The sequence below is a fragment of the Variovorax sp. P1_H2 genome, assembly GCF_056405295.1.
The window spans coordinates 125,513-145,631 of sequence record NZ_JBFUCJ010000001.1 but is presented as its reverse complement, the minus strand read 5'-3'; the positions used below and the strand labels follow the sequence as shown (position 1 = coordinate 145,631).

21 protein-coding genes are annotated in these 20,119 nt (G+C 68.6%); 13 read left to right on the top strand and 8 right to left on the bottom strand.

Going from position 1 to position 20,119, the window contains the following annotated elements; all coding sequences use genetic code 11:
- Positions 1–7: 7 nt before the first annotated feature.
- The 4 genes from AC1D2E_RS00725 to AC1D2E_RS00710 are packed head-to-tail and all read left to right on the top strand — an operon-like array spanning position 8 to position 2,457.
- Positions 8–1,318, top strand: coding sequence for an FAD-dependent monooxygenase (locus AC1D2E_RS00725; RefSeq protein ID WP_478195606.1), 1,311 nt, complete (start codon positions 8–10; stop codon positions 1,316–1,318).
- The gene (locus tag AC1D2E_RS00720) at positions 1,315–1,614 is read left to right on the top strand and encodes a ferredoxin family protein (protein WP_478175513.1); all 300 of its coding nucleotides are present in this window, start codon (positions 1,315–1,317) and stop codon (positions 1,612–1,614) included. Before AC1D2E_RS00725 ends, AC1D2E_RS00720 begins: the two co-directional genes overlap by 4 nt.
- A 43-nt stretch (positions 1,615–1,657) precedes the next feature.
- Positions 1,658–1,978 carry a (2Fe-2S) ferredoxin domain-containing protein gene (locus tag AC1D2E_RS00715; protein WP_478175512.1) on the top strand — a complete coding sequence of 107 codons (321 nt, stop codon included), beginning with the start codon at positions 1,658–1,660 and terminating at the stop codon, positions 1,976–1,978.
- A complete protein-coding gene (locus AC1D2E_RS00710) occupies positions 1,978–2,457 on the top strand; it encodes a hypothetical protein (RefSeq protein WP_478175511.1) in 480 nt (159 codons plus the stop codon). The genes AC1D2E_RS00715 and AC1D2E_RS00710 overlap by 1 nt, the downstream gene beginning before the upstream one ends.
- Positions 2,458–2,483: 26 nt before the next feature.
- On the opposite strand, the gene AC1D2E_RS00705 is transcribed toward AC1D2E_RS00710, so the two are convergent.
- Positions 2,484–2,690 carry a hypothetical protein gene (locus tag AC1D2E_RS00705; protein WP_478195605.1) on the bottom strand — a complete coding sequence of 69 codons (207 nt, stop codon included), beginning with the start codon at positions 2,688–2,690 and terminating at the stop codon, positions 2,484–2,486.
- A 281-nt stretch (positions 2,691–2,971) separates the two neighbouring features.
- Between AC1D2E_RS00705 and AC1D2E_RS00700 the strand changes: the two genes are divergently transcribed.
- On the top strand, positions 2,972–3,670 hold the full coding sequence (locus AC1D2E_RS00700) for an HAD-IA family hydrolase (protein ID WP_478175509.1): 699 nt from the start codon (positions 2,972–2,974) through the stop codon (positions 3,668–3,670).
- The gene (locus AC1D2E_RS00695) at positions 3,670–4,023 is read left to right on the top strand and encodes a cupin domain-containing protein (RefSeq protein ID WP_478195604.1); all 354 of its coding nucleotides are present in this window, start codon (positions 3,670–3,672) and stop codon (positions 4,021–4,023) included. Before AC1D2E_RS00700 ends, AC1D2E_RS00695 begins: the two co-directional genes overlap by 1 nt.
- 25 nt (positions 4,024–4,048) lie before the next feature.
- Here the strand turns inward: AC1D2E_RS00695 and AC1D2E_RS00690 are convergent, their stop codons facing one another.
- From AC1D2E_RS00690 to AC1D2E_RS00660, 7 genes are all read right to left on the bottom strand, one after another.
- A complete protein-coding gene (locus AC1D2E_RS00690) occupies positions 4,049–5,206 on the bottom strand; it encodes an NAD(P)/FAD-dependent oxidoreductase (RefSeq protein ID WP_478195603.1) in 1,158 nt (385 codons plus the stop codon).
- Positions 5,203–6,606 (bottom strand): FAD/NAD(P)-dependent oxidoreductase, encoded by a 1,404-nt coding sequence (locus AC1D2E_RS00685; RefSeq protein WP_478195602.1) that lies wholly within the window; start codon positions 6,604–6,606, stop codon positions 5,203–5,205. The genes AC1D2E_RS00690 and AC1D2E_RS00685 overlap by 4 nt, the downstream gene beginning before the upstream one ends.
- Entirely contained in the window at positions 6,603–6,983 is a 381-nt protein-coding gene (locus AC1D2E_RS00680) for a (2Fe-2S)-binding protein (RefSeq protein ID WP_478175505.1), read from the bottom strand. The genes AC1D2E_RS00685 and AC1D2E_RS00680 overlap by 4 nt, the downstream gene beginning before the upstream one ends.
- 20 nt (positions 6,984–7,003) lie before the next feature.
- Complete coding sequence (locus AC1D2E_RS00675) at positions 7,004–7,498, bottom strand: Lrp/AsnC family transcriptional regulator (RefSeq protein WP_478175504.1); 495 nt, start codon at positions 7,496–7,498, stop codon at positions 7,004–7,006.
- Positions 7,499–7,574: 76 nt separating this feature from the next.
- On the bottom strand, positions 7,575–8,978 hold the full coding sequence (locus AC1D2E_RS00670) for an aminotransferase class III-fold pyridoxal phosphate-dependent enzyme (protein WP_478195601.1): 1,404 nt from the start codon (positions 8,976–8,978) through the stop codon (positions 7,575–7,577).
- 175 nt (positions 8,979–9,153) lie between these two features.
- Positions 9,154–10,089 (bottom strand): 2-hydroxyacid dehydrogenase, encoded by a 936-nt coding sequence (locus AC1D2E_RS00665; RefSeq protein ID WP_478195688.1) that lies wholly within the window; start codon positions 10,087–10,089, stop codon positions 9,154–9,156.
- Between the two features lie 7 nt (positions 10,090–10,096).
- Positions 10,097–10,975: a GNAT family N-acetyltransferase gene (locus AC1D2E_RS00660; RefSeq protein WP_478195600.1), complete on the bottom strand. Its 879-nt coding sequence runs from the start codon at positions 10,973–10,975 to the stop codon at positions 10,097–10,099.
- A 221-nt stretch (positions 10,976–11,196) separates the two neighbouring features.
- Here AC1D2E_RS00660 and AC1D2E_RS00655 point away from each other — a divergent pair, with 221 nt between their 5' ends.
- The 7 genes from AC1D2E_RS00655 (at position 11,197) to AC1D2E_RS00625 (ending at position 20,118) form a co-directional block, all read left to right on the top strand.
- Complete coding sequence (locus AC1D2E_RS00655) at positions 11,197–12,678, top strand: aldehyde dehydrogenase family protein (protein WP_478195599.1); 1,482 nt, start codon at positions 11,197–11,199, stop codon at positions 12,676–12,678.
- 210 nt (positions 12,679–12,888) lie between these two features.
- On the top strand, positions 12,889–13,554 hold the full coding sequence (locus AC1D2E_RS00650) for a haloacid dehalogenase type II (RefSeq protein WP_478195598.1): 666 nt from the start codon (positions 12,889–12,891) through the stop codon (positions 13,552–13,554).
- Positions 13,555–13,585: 31 nt separating this feature from the next.
- Complete coding sequence (locus tag AC1D2E_RS00645) at positions 13,586–14,881, top strand: NAD(P)/FAD-dependent oxidoreductase (RefSeq protein WP_478195597.1); 1,296 nt, start codon at positions 13,586–13,588, stop codon at positions 14,879–14,881.
- A 74-nt stretch (positions 14,882–14,955) separates the two neighbouring features.
- A complete protein-coding gene (locus tag AC1D2E_RS00640) occupies positions 14,956–16,578 on the top strand; it encodes an ABC transporter substrate-binding protein (protein ID WP_478195596.1) in 1,623 nt (540 codons plus the stop codon).
- 34 nt (positions 16,579–16,612) lie between these two features.
- The gene (locus AC1D2E_RS00635) at positions 16,613–17,569 is read left to right on the top strand and encodes an ABC transporter permease (RefSeq protein ID WP_478195595.1); all 957 of its coding nucleotides are present in this window, start codon (positions 16,613–16,615) and stop codon (positions 17,567–17,569) included.
- 15 nt (positions 17,570–17,584) lie between these two features.
- Complete coding sequence (locus AC1D2E_RS00630; protein ID WP_478195594.1) at positions 17,585–18,490, top strand: ABC transporter permease; 906 nt, start codon at positions 17,585–17,587, stop codon at positions 18,488–18,490.
- Positions 18,490–20,118 carry an ABC transporter ATP-binding protein gene (locus tag AC1D2E_RS00625; RefSeq protein WP_478195593.1) on the top strand — a complete coding sequence of 543 codons (1,629 nt, stop codon included), beginning with the start codon at positions 18,490–18,492 and terminating at the stop codon, positions 20,116–20,118. The genes AC1D2E_RS00630 and AC1D2E_RS00625 overlap by 1 nt, the downstream gene beginning before the upstream one ends.
- Position 20,119 lies beyond the last annotated feature (1 nt).

Genomic DNA, 20,119 nt, shown 5'->3' with positions numbered 1-20,119 from the left:
GCATGCCATGAAAAAGACATCGCAATTCGACGCCATCGTGATCGGCGCGGGGCCCTCGGGCAACGCCTGCGCCTACACCATGGCCAAGGCCGGTCTCAAGGTGCTGCAGATCGAGCGCGGCGAATACCCCGGCAGCAAGAACGTGCAGGGCGCGATCCTCTACGCCAAGGCGCTGGAGGAAATCATTCCGGACTTCCGCGACGACGCGCCGCTGGAGCGGCACATCATCGAGCAGCGCATGTGGATGCTCGACGAGACCTCCTTCGTCGGCACGCACATCCGCAGCGAGGACTACAACAAGCCGCCCTACAACCGCTACACCATCATCCGCGCGCAGTTCGACAAGTGGTTCAGCGCCAAGGTGCGCGAGGCCGGCGCGCTGCTGATCTGCGAGACCACGGTCAACCAGCTCATCATGGACGGCGACCAGGTGGTGGGCGTGCAGTGCGACCGCGAGCACGGCGACGTCTATGCCGACGTGGTGGTGCTGGCCGACGGCGTGAACTCCACGCTGGCGCGCAAGGCGGGCTTCCACGGCGAGATCGAGGCCGGCAACGTGGCGCTGGCCGTGAAGGAGATCCTCTTCATGCCAGAGGAGACGATTCGCCAGCGCTTCAACGTCGGCGAGGAGTCCGGCGTGGTGATCGAGATGGTCGGCCGCATCACCGACGGGATGCTGGGCACGGGCTTCCTCTACACCAACAAGGAATCGCTAACGATCGGCGTCGGCTGCATGCTGAGCGACTTCGCGAAGAACCCGAGCCGCACCAGCCCCTACGTGCTGCTCGAACAGATGAAGCGCCACCCCTCGATCGCGCCGCTGATCGAGGGCGGCGAGATGAAGGAATATTGCGCCCACCTGATCCCCGAGGGCGGCTTCCATGCGATCCCGCAGGTCTACGGCAACGGCTGGATGATCGTGGGCGACTCGGGCGGCTTCGTGAACGCGGCGCACCGCGAGGGCTCGAACCTGGCGATGACCACCGGACGGCTCGCCGCCGAGACGGTCATCCAATGCCGGGCCGGCGGCAGCGGCTGGCGCGCCGGCGCGCTCAAGGCCTACAAGGCCGCGCTCGACGCCAGCTTCGTGATGAAGGACCTGCACAAGTACCGCGACATGCCGGGCGTGCTGCACAAGAACCCGCAGTTCTTCACCAGCTACCCCGACCTCGTCGCCAAGGCCGCCCGCACCATGATCACCGTGGACGGCGTGGACAAGAAGACCAAGGAGCGCGAGATCTTCTCGAGCTTCCGCAGCAGCCGGAAACTCACCGGCCTGGTGGGCGACGCCTACAAACTCTGGAGGGCTTTTCGATGAACCCCATCACCGTGAACGTCGAGGACAAACTGTTCCAGAACCGCTACCGGGTCGACGCCGGGCGGCCCCACATCCGGATCAAGAACGCCGATGTCTGCACCAACGACTGCGGCGTGAAAAGCTGCACCTTCGTCTGCCCGGCCTCCTGCTACAAGACCGAGGGCAACGGCAGCGTGACGCTGATCACCGACGGGTGCCTGGAGTGCGGCAGCTGCCGCATCCTGTGCAGCGAGCACGCCAACATCGAGTGGGAATATCCGCGCGGCGGGCACGGCATCCTGTTCAAGTTCGGCTGAGGACTGTTCATCGCCCTTTCATCCCCCACAACAAGGAGTTCCCATGGCCAGCCCTGCCCGTCGCGTCTTCGTCTGCACCCAGACCCGTCCCCCGCAGCATCCCCGCGGCTCGTGCGCCGGCAAGGGCTCGACCGCCCTGCTGCAGGCCTTCTGGGCCGAATTGCAGAAGCGCCAGGCCTACGAGCAGGTCGCGATCACCTACTCGGGCTGCCTCGGCCCCTGCGACCAGGGCGCCAATGTACTGGTCTACCCGGAGGGCATTCTCTACAGCGGCGTGACCCCGGCCGACGTCGAGGAGATCTTTTCCAGCCACCTCGAAGGGGGCGTACCGGTCGAGCGCCTGCGTCCCGCAGAGACGGTCTGATGAATCTGTTCACCGGCACCGAGTCGACGGAGCTCTTCGGCGGCGAGGTGTCGACGGCGGTGCAACACCTGGTCGAGCAGGCGCGCCTCGCACCGCGCGAACAGGTCGCGGCGACCTTGTGGACCGCCGCGCTCAGCGCGCCGCGAAGCCTGCCAATCTATTACTTGCTCTACAAGCTGCACAGTGGCTTGGGCGAGCTCGACGAGGCACTGCGCGCCGCCCGCAAGGGACTGGAAGAGGCAACGCGGGCCGCGGCACTGTCGCCGGACTGGCGCGCAGTGCAGCCCGGCGACGCCGACTTCAGCGCGCCCGGCCCGGCGCGGTTCTGGCTGTTCACGCTGAAGGCGCTGGCCTTCATCCATCTGCGCCGTGGCGAACGCGCGGCCGCGCAAGGCTTCGTGGCGCAGTTGCTCCGGCTCGACCCGGCCGACCAGCTCGGTGGCAGCGTGGTCGAGTCGCTGCTGCACGAATCGGCCTGAAGGTCAGCGCGGGGGCGCCGACCGCCCTAGTCCTGGCTGAGAAGGCTGGCGCGTATCTGGTCGCCTGCTGTCTCGTCTTCGGTGCCGTATCCATCGCCGAGCACCGCGCATTCAGCGACCACGCTTTGAGCAAAGGTCTGCACGGCGGCCGGGATAGCCTCTCCAGGCTTGAGCAGGCCAGACATCACAGCCAGATCAGCGAAAATCTCGATGGGATTTCGATGGGGTTCCATTTTCTAAATGCTACGCCGCGCACGGCAGATGTCACCGCATCGGGTGTAAGTCTTGTTTCACTCTCTCGAGAAGGCAAAGCAGCTCGGACTGGGATTGGCCGACCGAACATCTTCCTCCCCGCCATGCGGCCGCCGAAGAAGATGCCGACGCGGCGCCGACAACGAAATTCTGTGCCATTGCGCGTACACAGTTCGGTTCGGGCATGCAAAGAGCGCCGCCTATGCTCCTCTCCACCACGGCGCGCGCCGTCCTCCATCCCCGTCATCACCGGAGCAATCCCATGTCCCTGCAAGATTTCAAGGTTCTCACGTTCGACGTCGTCGGCACGCTGATCGATTTCGAGGGCGGCATGCTCGCCTACCTGCGCGCCGCGGCGCCCGAATCCCGCGTGACCGACGACGACTTCCTGGCCGCCTACCGCCGCGCGCGCGCCGACGGCAAGGCCGGCTGGTATCCCGACGACCTGGAGCGCTGCTGGCACGCCATCGCACCGGAACTGGGTCTGCCCGACACCGATGCGATTGCACGCGGCCTGCGCGATTCGGTGGCGAACTGGCCGGCGTTCCCGGATTCGGTGGAAGCGCTGAAGCGACTCGGCAAGCGCTTCAAGCTGGTGACGATGACCAATGCCCAGCAGTGGGCGCTGGCCCATTTCGACCGGACACTGGGCTCCCCCTTCGACATGCTGCTGAGCTGCGACGACGCGCTGTGCGAGAAGCCCGACGCACGCTACTTCGCCTATGCCCGCGGCCGCTTCGAAGGCGCCTGGGGCTACAAGCAGGCCGACAACCTGCACGTGGCGCAGAGCCAGTACCACGACATCGGCATTTCCAAGCAGCTGGGCATCACCACCTGCTGGATCGAGCGGCGCCATGCGCAGCAGGGTTCAGGCGGCACGATCGAATCCAGGCATACACAGCCTGACTATCACTTCCACACCTTGGCCGAGCTGGCCGACGCCGTCGAGGCCGGCCGTTGATGAGCATCACCGTTCTTCACCAATCGGCCACCGTCGGCGGCCTGCAAGACCAGGGGACCCCCGCGCGCCCACTGAGCCATCCACCTTGCCGCCTGCGCGGCATCGACATCGAACTCGCGGGCGCGGGCGGCAACAACAGCGGCCTGTGGGAATGCGAGCCCGGGCGCTTCGAGCGCCAGCTGCCGAATGCCGAAGTCATGCACATCCTCACAGGGGCATGCACCTTCACGCCGACCGGTGGCCAGGCGCTGGAGATCCGCGCCGGCGACACGCTGTTCTTTCCCGCGCACACCACCGGCGAATGGCAGGTGCACCAAACGCTGCGCAAGGTGTTCGTCGTGATGGCGATGTGAGCCTCGAAGGGCCCCGCCGTCCGCTTCAGGCCACCTGCTTCGTCAACTCGGGCGCGAAGCGCTCGATGGAGAAGCTCTCGATCGGCGTCGAAGTGCGGCCGGTGGCCATCAGTTCAGCCATCGTCTCGCCCACGCCGGGGCTGATCGCGAAGCCCTCGCCGTTGAAGCCGAACGCGTAGTGCAGGCCGGGCACGCGGGCGCTGGGCCCGATCACCGGATGCCAATCGGCGGTGTAGCCTTCGATGCCGCTCCACACGCGGATCAGTTGCACGTTCTCGAACGCCGGCACGAAGCGGCGCAACTCACGCAGTTGGCGCAGCACGTTGTCGGGCTTGACGTACGCGCGGATCGACTCCGTGTCGGCCGGGCCCTTGAGACCGCCACCGAAGACGATGTTGCCGCGTGCGATCTGCCGGAAGTACAGACCTTCATGCTCGACCGGCGAGGACACGCCGATCGACGGGCCGATGGCATAGGGCAGCGGTTCGGTCACGCCCATCTGCGGTCCGCGGGCCTCCATCGGCACGGCCTCGCCGAACTGCTCGGCCATGCGGTTCGACCAGGCGCCGCAAGCGACCAGCAGCTGCGGCGCGCGATATCGCCGGCCGTCCGCCGTGTGTGCGACGAAGCCCGCGCCGTCGCGCTCGACATGCATGACCTCGGCGTGCTCGACGATGTTCGCGCCCGCGCGCCGCGCCGCCCGGGCGAAGGCCGGGCCCGCCAGTCGCGGATTGGCATGGCCGTCGTTCGGCGAAAGCGAGCCGCTCACGACCTCCGGCGCGAAGATGCCCCAGCGCCGGCGCAACTGCTCGGCATTGAACAGTTCCAGGTCGAGGCCCAGCGGCTTCACGTCCTTCGCATGCTGTTCGAGCACTGCCGCCTGCTTTTCGGTGTAGCAGACGCGCAGGTGGCCGTAGGGTACGAATTCCAGGTCCTCGCCCAGCAACTCCTTCACACGCCCCCAGACGGCGCGTGCACGGTTGGCCAGCGGCATCTGCGCCAGCGCGCGCCCCTGGCGGCGCACGTTGCCGAAGTTGGTGCCGCTGGCTTGGCGGCCCACCAGTTCACGCTCGAGCAGCGTGACCGAGAGACCGTGGTGCCGGCGCAGGAAGAAGGCAGCGGTGGTGCCCATCAGGCCACCGCCCAGCACCAGGACGTCGGTGACCGTCGTCGATTCGCTCATTGGGTGACCTCGCGCGTGTTCATCATCAGCGGCTTGACCGGCGCCTGCGAGCGCAGGCGCCCGACCTGTTCGACCGGCACGCCGCAGGACTGCGCGACGATCTCGGCCGACGCGTGGCCGCAGAAGCGCCCCTGGCACCGACCCATGCCGACACGGCTGAAGGCCTTGGCGCGGTTGACCTCGCGGCTGCCCAACGCATCGACGCAGCGCCGCAGTTCGCCGACCGTCACGGCTTCGCAGCGGCACACCACCGCATCGTCGGGCAGCGCCGCGGCCTGCGCGTACGGCCATGGAAAGGCGCGCGCCAGGCCTTCGCGGAAGCGGTCCATCTGTGCCAGCGTGCGCCGCAGCGCGGCGGACTCCGCGTGGTACAGGGCGCGGCCCGGCTCATGGTTCAGGTCGGCCAGCGCCGCCAGCGCCGCCAGCCGTCCCGCGGCCTCGGCACCGTCGGCCCCGAGGATGCGGGCGCCATCTCCGGCGAGGTATACGCCGCGCGTACTGCTGCGTCCGTCGGCGTCGATGCGCGGCAGCCATTGCCGGCTCACCGGCTCGAAGTCGAACTCGCAGCCCGCGAGATCGGCCAGTTGCGTCTCGGCGCGCAGGTGCCAGCCGAGGCCGACCGCGTCGCAGTCGAAGCGCTGCTCGCGGCCGTGGGCGTCGCGCACGGACACGGCTTGCGCGCCAAGGCTGTCGTCGCCATCGATGCGCAAGGGCGCCACGCCCTGCAGCACCGGCACGCCGGCGCGGCGCAGCCCACGGACCAGCGCAAGCCCGCGCAGCGCGAGACGTGGCCGCGCGAGAAGACCGGCGACCGCGCCCCAGGGCTTGGCGGCCGGCGCGGTGTCGAGCACCGCCGCCACTTGGGCGCCAGCCTGCACGTATTGGGACGCAACCAGGTACAGCAGCGGCCCGGTACCGAGAAAGACGACGCGCGCGCCGATCGCGCAGGCCTGGGCCTTCAGCGCGATCTGCGACGCGCCCAGGCTGTAGCAGCCGGCGCGATGCCAGCCGGGAACGGGCATCAGCCGGTCGGTGGCGCCGGAGCACACTAGCAAGGCGTCGAAGGGCAGGGTCTGCGGCTCGCCGGCGCGCACGACGTGCAGTGAGCCCTTGCTCACGTTCCAGGCCAGCGTGTCGCCCCGGTAGTCGATCTGGCCGCGCAGGGCGTCGAAGTCGCGATGCAGCGCCTGCGCCTTCGCGGCTTCGCTACCGTAGAGCTTGGCGTAGGGGCGTTTGAATCCCTCGGGCTGGCGGCGGTAGACCTGGCCGCCGTCGCGCAGCCCTTCGTCGACCACGACGGGCCGCAACCCGGCCTGTACCAGGGCCTGGGCTGCACGCACCCCGGCAGGGCCGGCGCCGATCACGACGACGCGCGGGGCGGAGCCCGATCCAGCGGTCATGCCTCGGCTCCCACGGCCCGGCGTGCCAGCGCCCGCTGAAGATCGGGGGTGGCCGGCCAATGCTGGGCGGGCGGGCGCGTGAGCACCGACATGCCCGCCTCCACGATCGTCGAGCAGGCGCGCAACCGCCCGCCAGCCGGCGTCCACACCCAGCAGTCCTGGCACGCGCCCATCAGGCAGAAGCCGGCACGCGGCCCGTCGCCGAACTCGCTGTCGCGCACGCGGCGACCGTGGCTGAGCAGCGCCACCAGCAGCGTGTCGCCGACCAGCGCCGTGGCCGCCTGGCCGTCGATTTGCAGCGTGAGCGAGGGTCTGTCGGTCTCCGCCAGCCTGACGAAGCGGGCGGGCGGCTGGGAGCGAGGCGTGGTGTCGTGCATGGACGGAACGAAGGCGCTGATCAGCGCGGGTGGGGAAACAGCCGTTCGATCGGACAGTGCGTCTTGATGAACGGCGTCTTGATGACGATGTAGCTGAAGTACTTCGCAATGCCGATGTTGCGTTCGAGCAGTTCCTCGATCACCTCCTGGTAGTGGTTGACGCCGCGCGTCAGGAAGCGAAGCAGGTAGTCGTAGCCGCCGCTGACCAGGTGGCATTCGAGCACCTCGTCGACCTCGCGGATGGCGGCCTCGAAGCGCACGAAGTCCTCGCGGTGGTGATCCGACAGCGTGACCTCGGTGAACACGGTCAGCGTGTCGCCGAGCTTCTCGAGCCGCAGGTGGGCGCCGTAGCCGGCGATGTAGCCGGCCTGCTCGAGGCGCTTGACGCGGATCAGGCAGGGGCTGGGCGAGAGGCCGACCGCGTCCGCCAGGTCCACATTGGTCATGCGGCCGTTTTTCTGCAATTGGGCCAGGATCCGCAGGTCGAGTCGATCGATCTTGAATGCTTCTGTCATGGCGGTACCGGAAGTCGAAGAGAGTCCGATTCTGCGTCGGTCCGGGAGCGGTGCGGGCGGTCTGCGGCTGTTTCTCTCAGGCCGCCAGCGCCGCGCGAACGTCGGGCGCCTCGAGCACTTCGTCGAGCGTCCTCTTCAGGCGCGCGAACATTTGCGCGAATTCGTCTTCGGTGTAGGTGAGCGCCGGCGCGAATCCGAGGATGTGATCAGCGAAGGAGCGGAACACCAGGCCGTTGCGATAGCCGGCGGCGAAGATGCGGTCGGACAGCCCGAGCGCCGCATCGAAGCCGCGCTTGCTCGCCTTGTCGCTCACCAGCTCGAGCGCGCCCAGCAGGCCGCGGTGACGCGCATCGCCCACCAGCGGGTGCGCGCGCAGCGCATCGAGCCCGGCCGCGAAGTACGCCGCACCGCGCTGGCCGTTGGCGAGCACGCCGCCCTCGTCGTAGAGACGCAGGACCTCGAGCGCCACCGCGGCACTGACCGGATGCGCCGAATAGGTCGCACCATGACCGATCGACGCGCCGGCCGGCGCGCCGTCGGCGATCCCGGCGTAGACCTTCTCGGACATCATGGTCGCGCCCATCGGAACGTAGCCTGCGGTGAGGCCCTTGGCCATGGTCATCAGGTCGGGTTCCACGCCCTCGGCCTCGCACGCGAACATCGGGCCCGTGCGGCCAAAGCCAGTGATGACCTCGTCGACGACGAAGAGGATGTCGAGTTCGCGCGCGGCTTCGCGCATGGCCCTCAACCAGCCCTTGGGCGGCACGATGACGCCGCCCGAGCCCTGGATCGGCTCGCAGAAGAAGGCGGCCACGTTGTCCGCGCCCAGCTCGGCGACCTTGGCGCGCAGAGCCGCGACCGACGCGCTGATCAGCGCTTGCGGCTCTGCGCCGGCCGGATGGCGGTAGGCGTTGGGCGACGGGATGTAGTGCTGCGTGGGCAGCGGCAGATCGAAGCCGCGATGGAAGGCCGGCAGCGCGGTCAGCCCCGCGCCCGTGGAGGAGGAACCGTGGTAGCCGCGCTCGAGCGCGATGAAATGCTTCTTCGAGGGTTTGCCGATCGCGTTGTAGTACTGCACGATGAACCTCACGGCGGCATCGACCGCCTCGGAACCACCGAGCGTGAGGTACACGCGGGTCAGCGATGCCGGCGTGAGCTGCACCAGTTTCTCCGCCAGGCGGATGGCCGGCTCGCTGCTGAAGTGGAAGTAGCCGGTCGCATACGGCAAGCGGCGCATCTGCTCGGCCGCGGCCTGCACCACGCTCTCCTGCCCGTAGCCCACGTTCACGCACCACAGGCCCGCGAAGGCGTCGAGCAGTTCGTGGCCATGGCTGTCGGTCAGCCACGCGCCGCGGCCCGAGGCGAGGACGGTGGGACCGCGCTGCTCGTGCGCGCGCCAGGGCGAGACGGGGTGGATCAAGTGAGCGCGGTCGATCGCGTCGAGCGCAGCTTGGTTGGGCAATGCGGTGGGGTGCGTCATGGCGGTATTGGATAGAGCGAGAGCAGAGGAAGCTTCCGATGCCCTCAGCTTATGTCGCGCGCCTTCGGGTCTGGTGCTGCTTTGGGGGCGTTGCGCGAAGCACGCTGCGGTTATCAGCGCCGCAACAGCAGATCCTGTTGTCCTGACGCCGGGGCGGCTCGACGCTGCGGTGCACTCAATACCCTCGCGCGCGATCGACCAGGCCGACCATCGATTCACCGGCCTCGAAGCGGCGCAGGTTGTCGAGCACCACTTCCACCGCGCTCAGCGGCTGCGTCATGCTCGCGATGTGGGGCGTGAGCTGAATACGGGGATGGCGCCAGAACGGGTGCAACGGCGGCAGCGGTTCGGGATCGGTCACATCCAGCACGGCATCGCCGATCTGTCCGCTTGCCAGCGCGGCCAGCAGGTCGCCCTCGACCAGGTGCGGCCCGCGGCCCACGTGCACGAGACCGGCGCCGAAAGGCAGCATCGAGAACAGCCGCGCATCGAGAAAGCCCCGCGTCGAAGCGGTCAACGGCAGCAGGCACACGAGGATGTCGGTGCGCGCGAGGAACGCGGGCAGTTCGTCGGCACCCGCATGGCATTGAACGCCGTCGAACGCGTGCCGCGACCGGCTCCATCCCGCGCAATCGAAACCCATGCCGACGAGCTGCGCCAGCACGGCCTGCCCGAGCGAACCGAGGCCGAGAACGCCGACGCGTCGTTCGCCCGCAGGTCGCACCGGCAATGGACGCCACTGTCCTTCCTCCTGCTGTCGACGGTACTGCGGCATATCGCGATGCAGGCCGAGCACCGCGTGCGTCACGTACTCGACCATGCCGCGCACGATGCCGGGCTCCACCATGCGCACCACCGGCAGCCCGGCCGGCAGCGCCGCGAAATCGAACTGGTCGACACCGGCGCCCGAGGAGAACAGCACCTCGAGATTCGGGAACCGCGCCGCCAGATCGTCCGGCGGCTCCCAGGCCGCGAGGAAGCGCACCTGCGCCGGGTCGCCGACATCCGGCCAGATGCGAAAGTCGATCCCGGGCGCGCGGCGCCGGAACACCTCGGCCCACTGGCGGCCTCGCACCGGGTCGGACTTGTAGAGGAAGGTGGCCGCGCCCATCGTGGCATCAGCCAACGGCTTGGGTCACGATGGCGAACAGTGCCGGTCCGCCGGGCGGCATGGCGAGTGGCGCGCCACGCACCATCGTCGTCGGCGCGTCCACGCGCGGCAAGCCGATGTCTTCGAGCCAATCGGCCAGGCCGCTGTCGAAGTCGATGTCGATGCGCGTGAAGTGGCCGGCGTTCAGGCCGACCAGATGCGCGATCAATGCCTTCGCGCCCTGCACGTCGGGTGCGACCACCGGACCGATGGCATGCCCCCGTCCGAAGCGGCGCAGCATTGCGAAGCCGCGCGGCTCGCTGTCGTGGTCGAGCACCACGCAGGCATCCGCGGTGGACAGCAGGTCGGCGATCAGCCCATCGCGCGGCATGCCGCGTGCCGCGGCGTCGAGCGCCTGCAGCGCTGCAGTCTCGTGCAGCCCGGCGGGCCGCAGCCGCCAGCCCGGCCGCAGCGCGATCAGCGGCGCCGGCTGCGCGACACTCTGGTGCTGCCGCAGCTCGCCGGTGCGCACGAAGCCCAGCCGCTCGTACAGGCCCCGTCCTTCGGCGGTGGCATGCAACAGGACCGTGTGGTCGTCCAGGCCATCGAGCAGCGCGCTCATCAACCGGTGGCCGATGCGGCGGCCCCGGCAGGCCGGCGTCACGATCACGAGGCCGATGGTGGCGTGGCGATCGCCCCAGCGCCAGCGCAGCCCGGTGGCGATGAGCTCGCCGTCGCGCTCGGCGACGACACCTTCGGCGTGCGCGAACACCTGCGACCAGTCCGCCAGGCGGTGCGGCCAGCGCAGCTCGGCCGACAGCGCATGCGCGAACGGAAGGTCGGCCGGGGTCATCGGTCTCAGCGCCACGCCATCCACGGCGGAGGCATTCAGGGGGTGATCGGGCATTGGGAAAGTCTCTGCGAAGGGAACGACGCGTCGATCTTGGACGACATCAGCGCGCGACACCAGACCGAAATCGACCTTCTTCGCAACTTGCAAGCATCGGCTGCCAGGGGCCCGGATTTTGCAATTCGCTGCGGCAGGCCCCCCGCTTACGCACACAAATGCTGCGACATCCTGCCTAGGATCGATCGCCGCTCTTTCGGCACCACAGGAACCCTGGCGACATGCAAGTTTTCGACCCCCAACAGATCCACGTGCCCTCGGGCCATTTCATCGGCGGGCGCCTCGTGCCCGAGGCGGGCCGCATCGTCGTGAAACGGCCTTCCGATGCGCAGCCGCATGCCGAAATCCCGCTGGGCGATGCAGGGACGGTGGACGCCGCCGTGCGCAACGCATGGACGGCCTGGCGCCACAGCGACTGGGCACGCCGCGCACCGCGCGATCGCGCCCGCGTCATGCGCCGCTGGGCCGATCTGATCGAGGCCTCCGCGGCGGAGTTGGGCCCGTTGGAAGCCGTGTGTTCCACGCGCCCGGTGCGCGATGCCATGGCCTGGGACGTCCCGTTCACGGCGGAAGGACTGCGATTCTTTGCCGAGTACGCAGACAAGCTCGGCGGCGAGGTCGCCGCGACGCGCCACGACCACCTGGGCATGGTCGTGGCCGAGCCCTATGGCGTCGTCGGCGCGATCACGCCCTGGAATTTCCCGCTGGTCATGATCTCCTGGAAGGTCGGCGCCGCGCTGGCCGCAGGCAACGCAGTGGTGCTCAAGCCTTCCGAGCTGACGCCCTACTCCGCGCTGCGGCTGGCCGAACTGGCCATCGAGGCCGGCGTGCCACCGGGACTCTTCAACGTCGTCCAGGGCGATGGCCACACCACCGGCGACGCGCTCTCGCGTCATCCGCTGATCTCGAAAATGACCTTCACCGGCTCCACCCGCACCGGTGCCGCGATCATGTCCGCCTGTGCCTTGCATGGCCCCAAGCCGGTGACGCTGGAGCTGGGGGGCAAGAGCCCGCAACTGGTGTTCGACGATGCGCCGGACGTGGACCGCCTGGCCGGCATGATCGCCGGCGCGATCACCGGCAACGCGGGCCAGGTCTGCGTGGCCGGTTCGCGGCTGATCGTGCAGCGCGGCATCGCCGATGCGCTGGTCGAACGCATCGCTGCGCGCTTTGCCGCCATGCGCCCCGGTTCGACCTGGGACGACGCCGCCACGCTGCCACCCATCATCTCGGCGTTGCAGGCGGGGCGCATCCGCGACGTCGTCGATCGTGCGCGCGCCGCCGGCGGCCGAATCCGCAGCGGCGGCGGCCTGTACGACGCCGGCCCCGGCGGCGCCTACTTCCAGCCGACATTGATCGAGGACGTGGATGCAACCAATCCGGCCGTGCAGGAGGAGATTTTCGGCCCGGTGCTCACGGTCCAGACCTTCGGCGACGAGGAGGAAGGCCTGGCGCTCGCCGCCCACGCGCATTACGGCCTCGCGGCCGGCGTGCACACCGCAGACATCGGCCGCGCGCTGCGCGCGATGCGCAGCATCTCGGCCGGCACCGTCTGGATCAACCGCTACGGGCGCAGCGCCGACTTCGTCATCCCCACCGGCGGCTACCACCAGTCGGGCATCGGCAAGGACCTGGGGCGCCAGGCGGTCGAGGCCAACCTGCGCTTCAAAAGCGTGCTCATCGACTTCGCGGCGACGCACTGAGGTGCATGGCAGCACGCATCGAGGGCAGACCGCATGGCATGCCGCCGCACCCCCCGCAAACCGCAGCTTTGGTGCGGCAAGGGCCGCATTTCCCTACATCCCGGGTGCGACTGCGTGCTGCAATCACTTCGTAATGAGTTTGTCGCAATTGCCGCATGAGGCAGGCGGCCCGCCCCGGTCGGTGACCGGTTTGAAAAAGGATTCGAGACCATGACCTTCCGTCCCAAGTACGTGACCTTCGACTGCTACGGCACGCTCACGCGTTTCCGCATGGGCGAGATGACCCGCGACATCTATGCCGATCGCATCCCGGTCGAGCGCATGGAGCAGTTCATCGCCGACTTCTCTGCCTACCGTTTCGACGAGGTGCTGGGCGACTGGCAGCCCTACGAGGTGGTGCTGAAGAACGCAGTGCGGCGCTTGTGCAGGAAGTGGAAGCTGCAGTACCTCGACAGCGACGCCCAGAAGTACTATGACGCCGTGCCCACGTGGGGGCCCCATGACGACGTGCCCGCCGGCCTGGCCAAGGTCGCCAAGGAGATCCCGCTGGTGATCCTGTCGAACGCGTCGGACGACCAGATCCAAAAGAATGTCGCAATGCTCGGCGCGCCGTTCCACCGCGTCTACACCGCGCAGCAGGCCCAGGCCTACAAGCCACGACTGAAGGCCTTCGAGTACATGCTCGACTCGCTCGGCTGCAACCCCGAGGACGTGCTGCACGTGTCGTCCAGCCTGCGCTACGACCTGATGTCCGCGGACGACATGGGCATCGTCAACAAGGTATTCGTCAACCGTGGCCATGGTCCGGGCAATCCCGCCTACCGCTACGTCGAGATTTCCGACATCGGCGGCCTGCCTGGCGTCGTCGGCCTCTGATTTCCCTAACCGGCCCCACCCGCCCCGCGCCATGAAGCTCGACTCCTACTGGACCGATTCGGCACCCGCGTTCGCCCCCGAGCGACACGAACTGCCGGCGCAGGTCGATGTCGCGATCGTGGGCGGCGGCTTCACCGGCCTGTCGGCGGCCCTGGCACTGGCTCGGCGCGGCGCCCGCGTCGTCGTGCTCGAAGCCGGCGAACGCGTGGCGGCCGAGGCCTCGGGCCGCAATGGCGGGCACGTCAACAACGGGCTCGCGGTCGATTACGCCGACGTTGCCGCCAAGGCCGGGGTCGAGCGCGCCCGTGCCTGGTATCGCGCCTACGACGACGCGGTGGACACGGTCGCGCGGCTGGTGCGCGACGAAGCCATCGACTGCGACTTCCTGCGCCACGGCAAGCTCAAGCTCGCCACGCGGGCGAACCAGATGGCCGCGCTCGAACGCAGCGCGCAGCGCCTGATCGACGATGGCGTGGATACCGACGTGGAGATCCTCGACGCGACACGCGTGCGCGCCGAAGTTCAGAGCGACCGCTTCCATGGCGGCCTCTTGTACAAGCGCAGCGGCCAGATGCACATGGGCCGCTTCGCCCAGGGCCTGGCCGCGGCGGCGCAGCGCAACGGCGCGCAGATCCACACCGGCACCGGCGTGTCCAGCATCGAACGCCTGGGCCAGGGCCACGCACACAAGCTGCGCACCGAACGCGGCGCCGTCACCGCGCAGCAGGTGCTGCTGGCGACGGGCGCGACGCGCCACGGCGGCTACGGCAGCTTCGGCTGGCTGCGCCGACGCATCGTGCCGATCGGCAGCTTCATCGTGGTCACCGAACCCCTCGGCGCCGATCGCGCGAACGCCCTGCTCGCGGCCCGGCGCACCTACGTGACGGTGGCCAACATCCACCACTACTTCCGCCTCACAGCGGACCACCGGCTGGTCTTCGGCGGGCGCGCACGCTTCGCGGTCTCCAGTCCGCAGATGGATGCCGCGAGCGGCGAGATCCTGCGCGCGGGCCTGGCCGAGACCTTTCCGCAGCTCGGCGCCGTCCGGCTCGACTACTGCTGGGGCGGCCTGGTCGACATGACGCAGGACCGCCTGCCCCACGCCGGCGAGCGCGAAGGCCTGTACTACGCGATGGGCTACAGCGGTCACGGCACGCAGATGTCGGTCCACATGGGCGAGCGCATGGCCGCCGTGATGGGCGGCGATGCGAGCGCCAATCCCTGGCAGGGCCGCGACTGGCCCGCCATTCCCGGCCACTTCGGCCCGCCGTGGTTCCTGCCGGCGGTGGGCCTCTACTACACGCTCAAGGACAGGATGGCCGCCTGACCATCCTCTCGAGACCGCGTTTTCGTTCCGTGTTCCTCAAACCTTTGCCATCGACCCCCCAGGAGTACCCCACCATGAGCGACAGCAGCAACAAGAGGTTCGAAAACCTCGTCGGTCCCGGCGAAAGCCTTCGTGTCATGGAGTCGCTCAAGCGCGGCGCCACGCGGCGCGACATCCTCACGATGCTGATGGCCGGCGGCATGCAGGCCACCCTTGCCGGAGGCCTGGCGGGCATGGCGGTGAGCGCCCATGCGCAGACGCCCCGGCGCGGCGGCCGCATCCGGGTCGCCGGCGCGACCGCCGCGGCGACCGACACGCTCGATCCGGCCAAGCAGTCGAACCAGACCGACTACTCGCGCTGCAACATGATCTACAACGGCCTCACCTCGCTGGACGGCAGCCTGACGCCGCAGCCCTCGCTGGCCGAGTCGTTCACCACCAAGGATGCGAAGACCTGGGTCTTCACGCTGCGAAAGGGCGTGCTGTTCCATGACGGCAAGCCGCTCTCGCCGGCCGACGTGGTGTACTCCGTGATGCGCCACAAGGATCCGGCCACCGCCTCCAAGGCCAAGGTGCTGGCCGACCAGATCGACAGCGCCAAGGCCACCGGCCCCAACGAGGTGACCTTCGTGCTCAGCGCACCGAACGCCGACCTGCCGGTCATCCTGGGTACCTTCCACTTCCACATCGTCAAGGAAGGCACCACCGACTTCAACGCCGGCATCGGCACCGGCCCCTACAAGCTCAAGGAATTCAAGCCCGGCGTGCGCTCGCTGGTGGTGCGCAACGACGCCTACTGGAAGCCCGGCAAGCCCTACCTCGACGAGATCGAGTTCGTGGGCATCGGCGACGAGAGCGCGCGCGTCAATGCGCTGCTGTCGGGCGGCATGGACCTGGTCGGCTCGGTCAATCCTCGCTCGGTCGAGCGCGTGAAGGACACGCCCGGCTATGCGATCTTCACGACGCAGTCGGGCCAGTACTCCGACCTGGTGATGCGCAAGGACATGGGTCCTGGCGCCAACCCGGACTTCGTGCTCGGGATGAAGTACCTGTTCGACCGCGAGCAGATGAAGAAGACCATCGCGCTCGACTATGCGGTCGTCGCCAACGACCAGCCGATCGATCCGACCAACCGCTTCTTTTTCGCCGGCCTGCCCCAGCGGCCCTTCGACCTCGACAAGGCCAAGTTCCACCTGCAGAAGTCCGGCGTCACCGGCAAGGTGCCGGTCGTGGCCTCTCCGGCGGCCCTGTACTCCGTGGAGATCGCGCTCATGCTGCAGCAGACCGCGCAGCGCGCCGGCCTCGAGCTCGACATCAAGCGCATGCCGGCCGACGGCTACTGGTCGAACCACTGGCTCAACAGCCCGGTCGGCTTCGGCAACGTGAACCCGCGCCCGAGCGCCGACGTGCTGCTGACGCAGTTCTTCCAGTCGGGCGCGGCCTGGAACGAGTCGCGCTGGAAGAGCGAGAAGTTCGACCAGCTGCTGCTGGCCTCGCGTGCCGAAACGGACCTGGCCAAGCGCAAGCAGATGTATGCCGACATGCAGACGATGATCCACCAGGAGGCCGGCATCGGCATTCCGCTGTTCCTCGCGAGCATCGACGGCCATACGTCCAAGCTCAAGGGCCTGACGCCGGTTCCACTGGGCGGCCTGATGGGCTATGCATTCGCGGAGAACGTGTGGCTCGAGGCCTGATCCACACACGCCGGACCGCATTGGAAGACCTCTCATGAACCCCGTGATCCTCAAGCTCCTCGGCCAGCGGATCGCGCTGGCGCTGCTGTCGCTGTTGGCGGTGTCGGTGATCGTGTTCTCGATCACCGCGGTGCTGCCCGGCGATGCCGCGCAGGAGCAGCTCGGCCAGGACGCCACGCCCGAGGCCGTCGCCGCGCTGCGCGCGCAGATGGGCCTGGACGTGCCGGCGCCCGAGCGCTACCTCCATTGGCTGCTCGGCATGGTGAAGGGCGACCTCGGCCGCTCGGCCACGACGCAGATGCCGGTGTCCGAGCTGGTGGCCAGCCGCCTGCCCAACTCGCTGCTGCTCGCGGCGGTGACGGCGCTGTTCTCGGTGCCCATCGCGCTGGCGCTCGGCATCGCCTCGGCGGTGTGGCGCGGCTCCTGGTTCGATCGCGCTGCCTCGACCTCGGCCGTGGCCGTGGTCTCGGTGCCGGAATTCCTGGTCGCGACGCTGGCGGTTCTTGTGTTCGCGGTCAAGCTGCGCTGGCTGCCGGCGCTTTCCTTCGTCAACGACATCGAGTCGCTGGGCCAGTTGCTGCGCGCGTTTGCCATGCCGGTGCTTGTGCTGTGCTGCGTGATCGTCGCGCAGATGATGCGCATGACGCGCGCCGCGGTAATCGACCAGCTCGAGGCGCCCTACATCGAGATGGTGCGGCTCAAGGGCGCTTCGCCGATGCGCATGGTGCTGGCACATGCGCTGCCCAATGCGGTGGGCCCGATCGCCAACGCGGTGGCACTGAGCCTGTCGTACCTGCTCGGCGGCGTGATCATTGTCGAGACCATCTTCAACTACCCGGGCATCGCCAAGCTGATGGTCGACGGCGTTTCGCAGCGTGACATGCCGCTGGTGCAGACCTGCGCCATGATCTTCTGCTGCGCCTACTTGATCCTGGTGACGACAGCCGATATCTGCGGAATCGTCGCCAACCCGCGGCTGCGCCACCGCTGAACAAGAGGCAGCCAAATGGAATCATCGACCTCTACATCGGCCGGGAACGCGACAGCCTCCGTCTCGGCCCTGCTCCCCGAGCGGCACCGCGGCCGGCTGCGCTGGCTCGCCGGCTTCGGCCCGTCCGGCCTGCTCGGACTCGCGGTTCTGCTGTTCTGGCTGCTCGCGGCGCTGTTCGGACCCTGGCTCCTTTCGCACAGCACGGGTGCCATGGGCAGCAACAACGTCTTCGCTCCCATCAGTGCGGCGCACTGGCTGGGTACCGACTACCTCGGCCGCGACATGCTGGCGCGCGTCATCGAGGGCGCGCGCTACACGGTCGGCGTCGCGCTGCTCGCCACGCTCCTGGCCAGCGGCACCGGCACCACGCTGGCGCTGCTGGCCGCCGCCAGCGGCCGCTGGATCGACGCGGTGCTGAGTCGCGGCCTGGACACGCTGACCGCGATCCCGAGCAAGATGTTCGCGCTCATCATGGTGGCAGGCTTCGGCTCCTCGGTGCCGATGCTGGTGGGCACGGCCGCCATCATCTATGTGCCGGGCGCCTACCGCATCGCGCGCTCGCTGGCCGTCAACATCAATGCGCTCGACTACGTGACCGTGGCGCGCACGCGCGGCGAAGGCACGCTCTACATCATGCTGCGCGAGATCCTGCCCAACATCGTCGGACCGATGCTGGCGGACCTGGGCCTTCGCTTCGTCTACGTCGTGCTGCTGCTGGCGAGCCTGAGCTTTCTCGGCCTGGGCATCCAGCCACCGGCGGCCGACTGGGGCTCGCTGGTGCGCGAGAACATCGGCGCGCTGGCCATGGGCGGCGCCTCGGTGATCGTGCCGGCGCTGGCAATCGCGAGCCTGACCATCGCGGTCAACCTGGTCATCGACAACCTTCCGGGCCGTTCGGCACGAGAGAGAGGAGCACGCTGATGGGCGCACCCGTGACCGTGAAGAACCTGAGCATCACGGCTGGCAACAGCACGCTGGTCGATGCCTTGAGCTTTTCCATCCAGCCCGGAGAGGTGCTGGCGCTGATCGGCGAGTCGGGCTCCGGCAAAACCACCACCGCGCTGGCGCTGATGGGCTATGCGCGCCACGGCTGCCACATCTCGGCGGGCCGGGTGCAGATCGGCGACACCGACGTGCTGTCGCTGGATGCGGCGCAGCAGCGCGCACTGCGCGGTCGCACGGTCGCCTACATCGCGCAGAGCGCAGCCGCCTCCTTCAATCCCTCGCGCACGATCATGGACCAGGTGATCGAACCGACCGTCATCCACGGCCTCTGCAAGCGGGCCGAGGCCGAGGCGAAGGCAGTGCAGCTGTTCCGCGAACTGGCGCTGCCCGATCCGGAAACCATCGGCGCACGCTATCCGCACCAGGTTTCGGGCGGCCAGTTGCAGCGGCTGATGGCGGCGATGGCACTGATCGGCGACCCCGAACTCGTGATCCTCGACGAACCGACCACCGCACTCGACGTGACGACGCAGATCGAGGTGCTGCGCGCCTTCCGCCGGGTGGTGCGCGAACGCCGGGCCACCGCGGTCTACGTGAGCCACGACCTCGCCGTGGTCGCCCAGATGGCCGATCACATCCTGGTGCTGCGCAACGGCCAGATGCGCGAAGTGAATGCGACCGGGCAGATCCTCAGCGCACCCGCCAACGACTACACGAAGAGCCTGCTGGCCGCCGCGCGGCCCGCGCCTCGCGATTCGGGCCAGGCCTCCGGCGATACCGAACTGCTGCTCGACGTGCACGACCTGTCGGCCGGCTACGGACCTGTCGACGCGAAAGGCCGCCCGGCCAAGCTCATCCTCGAGGACATCAACTTCAAGCTCTACCGCGGACAGGCGATCGGCGTGATCGGCGAATCCGGCTCCGGCAAGACCACGCTGGCGCGCGCCATCGCGGGACTGATCAAGCCCTGCCACGGCACCGTTCTCTTCAACAACCGCGAGCTGAAGCCGACGCTGGCGCAGCGCGACAAGGAAGCGCTCCGCCGGATCCAGATCGTGTTCCAGATGGCCGACACGGCGCTCAATCCGTCGCAGACCATCGAGCGCATCCTGGCGCGCCCGCTGCAGTTCTACAAGGGTTTGCGCGGCGAGCCGCTGCAGCGGCGCATCCGGGAGCTGCTGGACCTCGTGCAGCTCCCGCAGACGGTGGCCAGTCGCCTGCCGGGCGGACTCTCGGGTGGGCAGAAGCAGCGCGTCAACCTGGCGCGCGCGCTGGCGGCCGACCCCGACCTGATCCTGTGCGACGAGGTGACCTCGGCGCTCGACACGGTCGTCGGCGCGGCGGTGCTGGACCTGATTGCCCAACTGCGGCGCGAATTGGGCGTGTCCTACCTGTTCATCAGCCACGACCTGCACACGGTGCGCGCCGTGTGCGACGAGATCGTCGTGATGCAGCACGGCCGCAAGCTCGCGCAGGTAGCGCGCGCCGACTACGAGCGCGGGCCGCACCACCCCTACTACCAACTGCTGGAACGTTCCGTGCCCGAGCTTCGCCAGGGCTGGCTGGACGAGATGGACCGGCACATGACGGCAAGCGCACAATGAG

Excerpts from the sequence above, each read along its gene's own strand:
- AC1D2E_RS00665 (WP_478195688.1), bottom strand. The coding sequence starts at position 10,089 with ATGGGCGCGGCCACCTTCCTCTACAAGTCCGACCCGGTGCGAGGCCGC.
- AC1D2E_RS00625 (WP_478195593.1), top strand. The coding sequence starts at position 18,490 with ATGGGCGCACCCGTGACCGTGAAGAACCTGAGCATCACGGCTGGCAAC.
- AC1D2E_RS00660 (WP_478195600.1), bottom strand. The coding sequence starts at position 10,975 with ATGCCCGATCACCCCCTGAATGCCTCCGCCGTGGATGGCGTGGCGCTG.
- AC1D2E_RS00690 (WP_478195603.1), bottom strand. The coding sequence starts at position 5,206 with ATGAGCGAATCGACGACGGTCACCGACGTCCTGGTGCTGGGCGGTGGC.
- AC1D2E_RS00655 (WP_478195599.1), top strand. The coding sequence starts at position 11,197 with ATGCAAGTTTTCGACCCCCAACAGATCCACGTGCCCTCGGGCCATTTC.
- AC1D2E_RS00685 (WP_478195602.1), bottom strand. The coding sequence starts at position 6,606 with ATGACCGCTGGATCGGGCTCCGCCCCGCGCGTCGTCGTGATCGGCGCC.
- AC1D2E_RS00700 (WP_478175509.1), top strand. The coding sequence starts at position 2,972 with ATGTCCCTGCAAGATTTCAAGGTTCTCACGTTCGACGTCGTCGGCACG.
- AC1D2E_RS00720 (WP_478175513.1), top strand. The coding sequence starts at position 1,315 with ATGAACCCCATCACCGTGAACGTCGAGGACAAACTGTTCCAGAACCGC.
- AC1D2E_RS00635 (WP_478195595.1), top strand. The coding sequence starts at position 16,613 with ATGAACCCCGTGATCCTCAAGCTCCTCGGCCAGCGGATCGCGCTGGCG.
- AC1D2E_RS00640 (WP_478195596.1), top strand. The coding sequence starts at position 14,956 with ATGAGCGACAGCAGCAACAAGAGGTTCGAAAACCTCGTCGGTCCCGGC.
- AC1D2E_RS00710 (WP_478175511.1), top strand. The coding sequence starts at position 1,978 with ATGAATCTGTTCACCGGCACCGAGTCGACGGAGCTCTTCGGCGGCGAG.
- AC1D2E_RS00680 (WP_478175505.1), bottom strand. The coding sequence starts at position 6,983 with ATGCACGACACCACGCCTCGCTCCCAGCCGCCCGCCCGCTTCGTCAGG.
- AC1D2E_RS00695 (WP_478195604.1), top strand. The coding sequence starts at position 3,670 with ATGAGCATCACCGTTCTTCACCAATCGGCCACCGTCGGCGGCCTGCAA.
- AC1D2E_RS00650 (WP_478195598.1), top strand. The coding sequence starts at position 12,889 with ATGACCTTCCGTCCCAAGTACGTGACCTTCGACTGCTACGGCACGCTC.
- AC1D2E_RS00630 (WP_478195594.1), top strand. The coding sequence starts at position 17,585 with ATGGAATCATCGACCTCTACATCGGCCGGGAACGCGACAGCCTCCGTC.
- AC1D2E_RS00645 (WP_478195597.1), top strand. The coding sequence starts at position 13,586 with ATGAAGCTCGACTCCTACTGGACCGATTCGGCACCCGCGTTCGCCCCC.
- AC1D2E_RS00725 (WP_478195606.1), top strand. The coding sequence starts at position 8 with ATGAAAAAGACATCGCAATTCGACGCCATCGTGATCGGCGCGGGGCCC.
- AC1D2E_RS00670 (WP_478195601.1), bottom strand. The coding sequence starts at position 8,978 with ATGACGCACCCCACCGCATTGCCCAACCAAGCTGCGCTCGACGCGATC.
- AC1D2E_RS00705 (WP_478195605.1), bottom strand. The coding sequence starts at position 2,690 with ATGGAACCCCATCGAAATCCCATCGAGATTTTCGCTGATCTGGCTGTG.
- AC1D2E_RS00675 (WP_478175504.1), bottom strand. The coding sequence starts at position 7,498 with ATGACAGAAGCATTCAAGATCGATCGACTCGACCTGCGGATCCTGGCC.
- AC1D2E_RS00715 (WP_478175512.1), top strand. The coding sequence starts at position 1,658 with ATGGCCAGCCCTGCCCGTCGCGTCTTCGTCTGCACCCAGACCCGTCCC.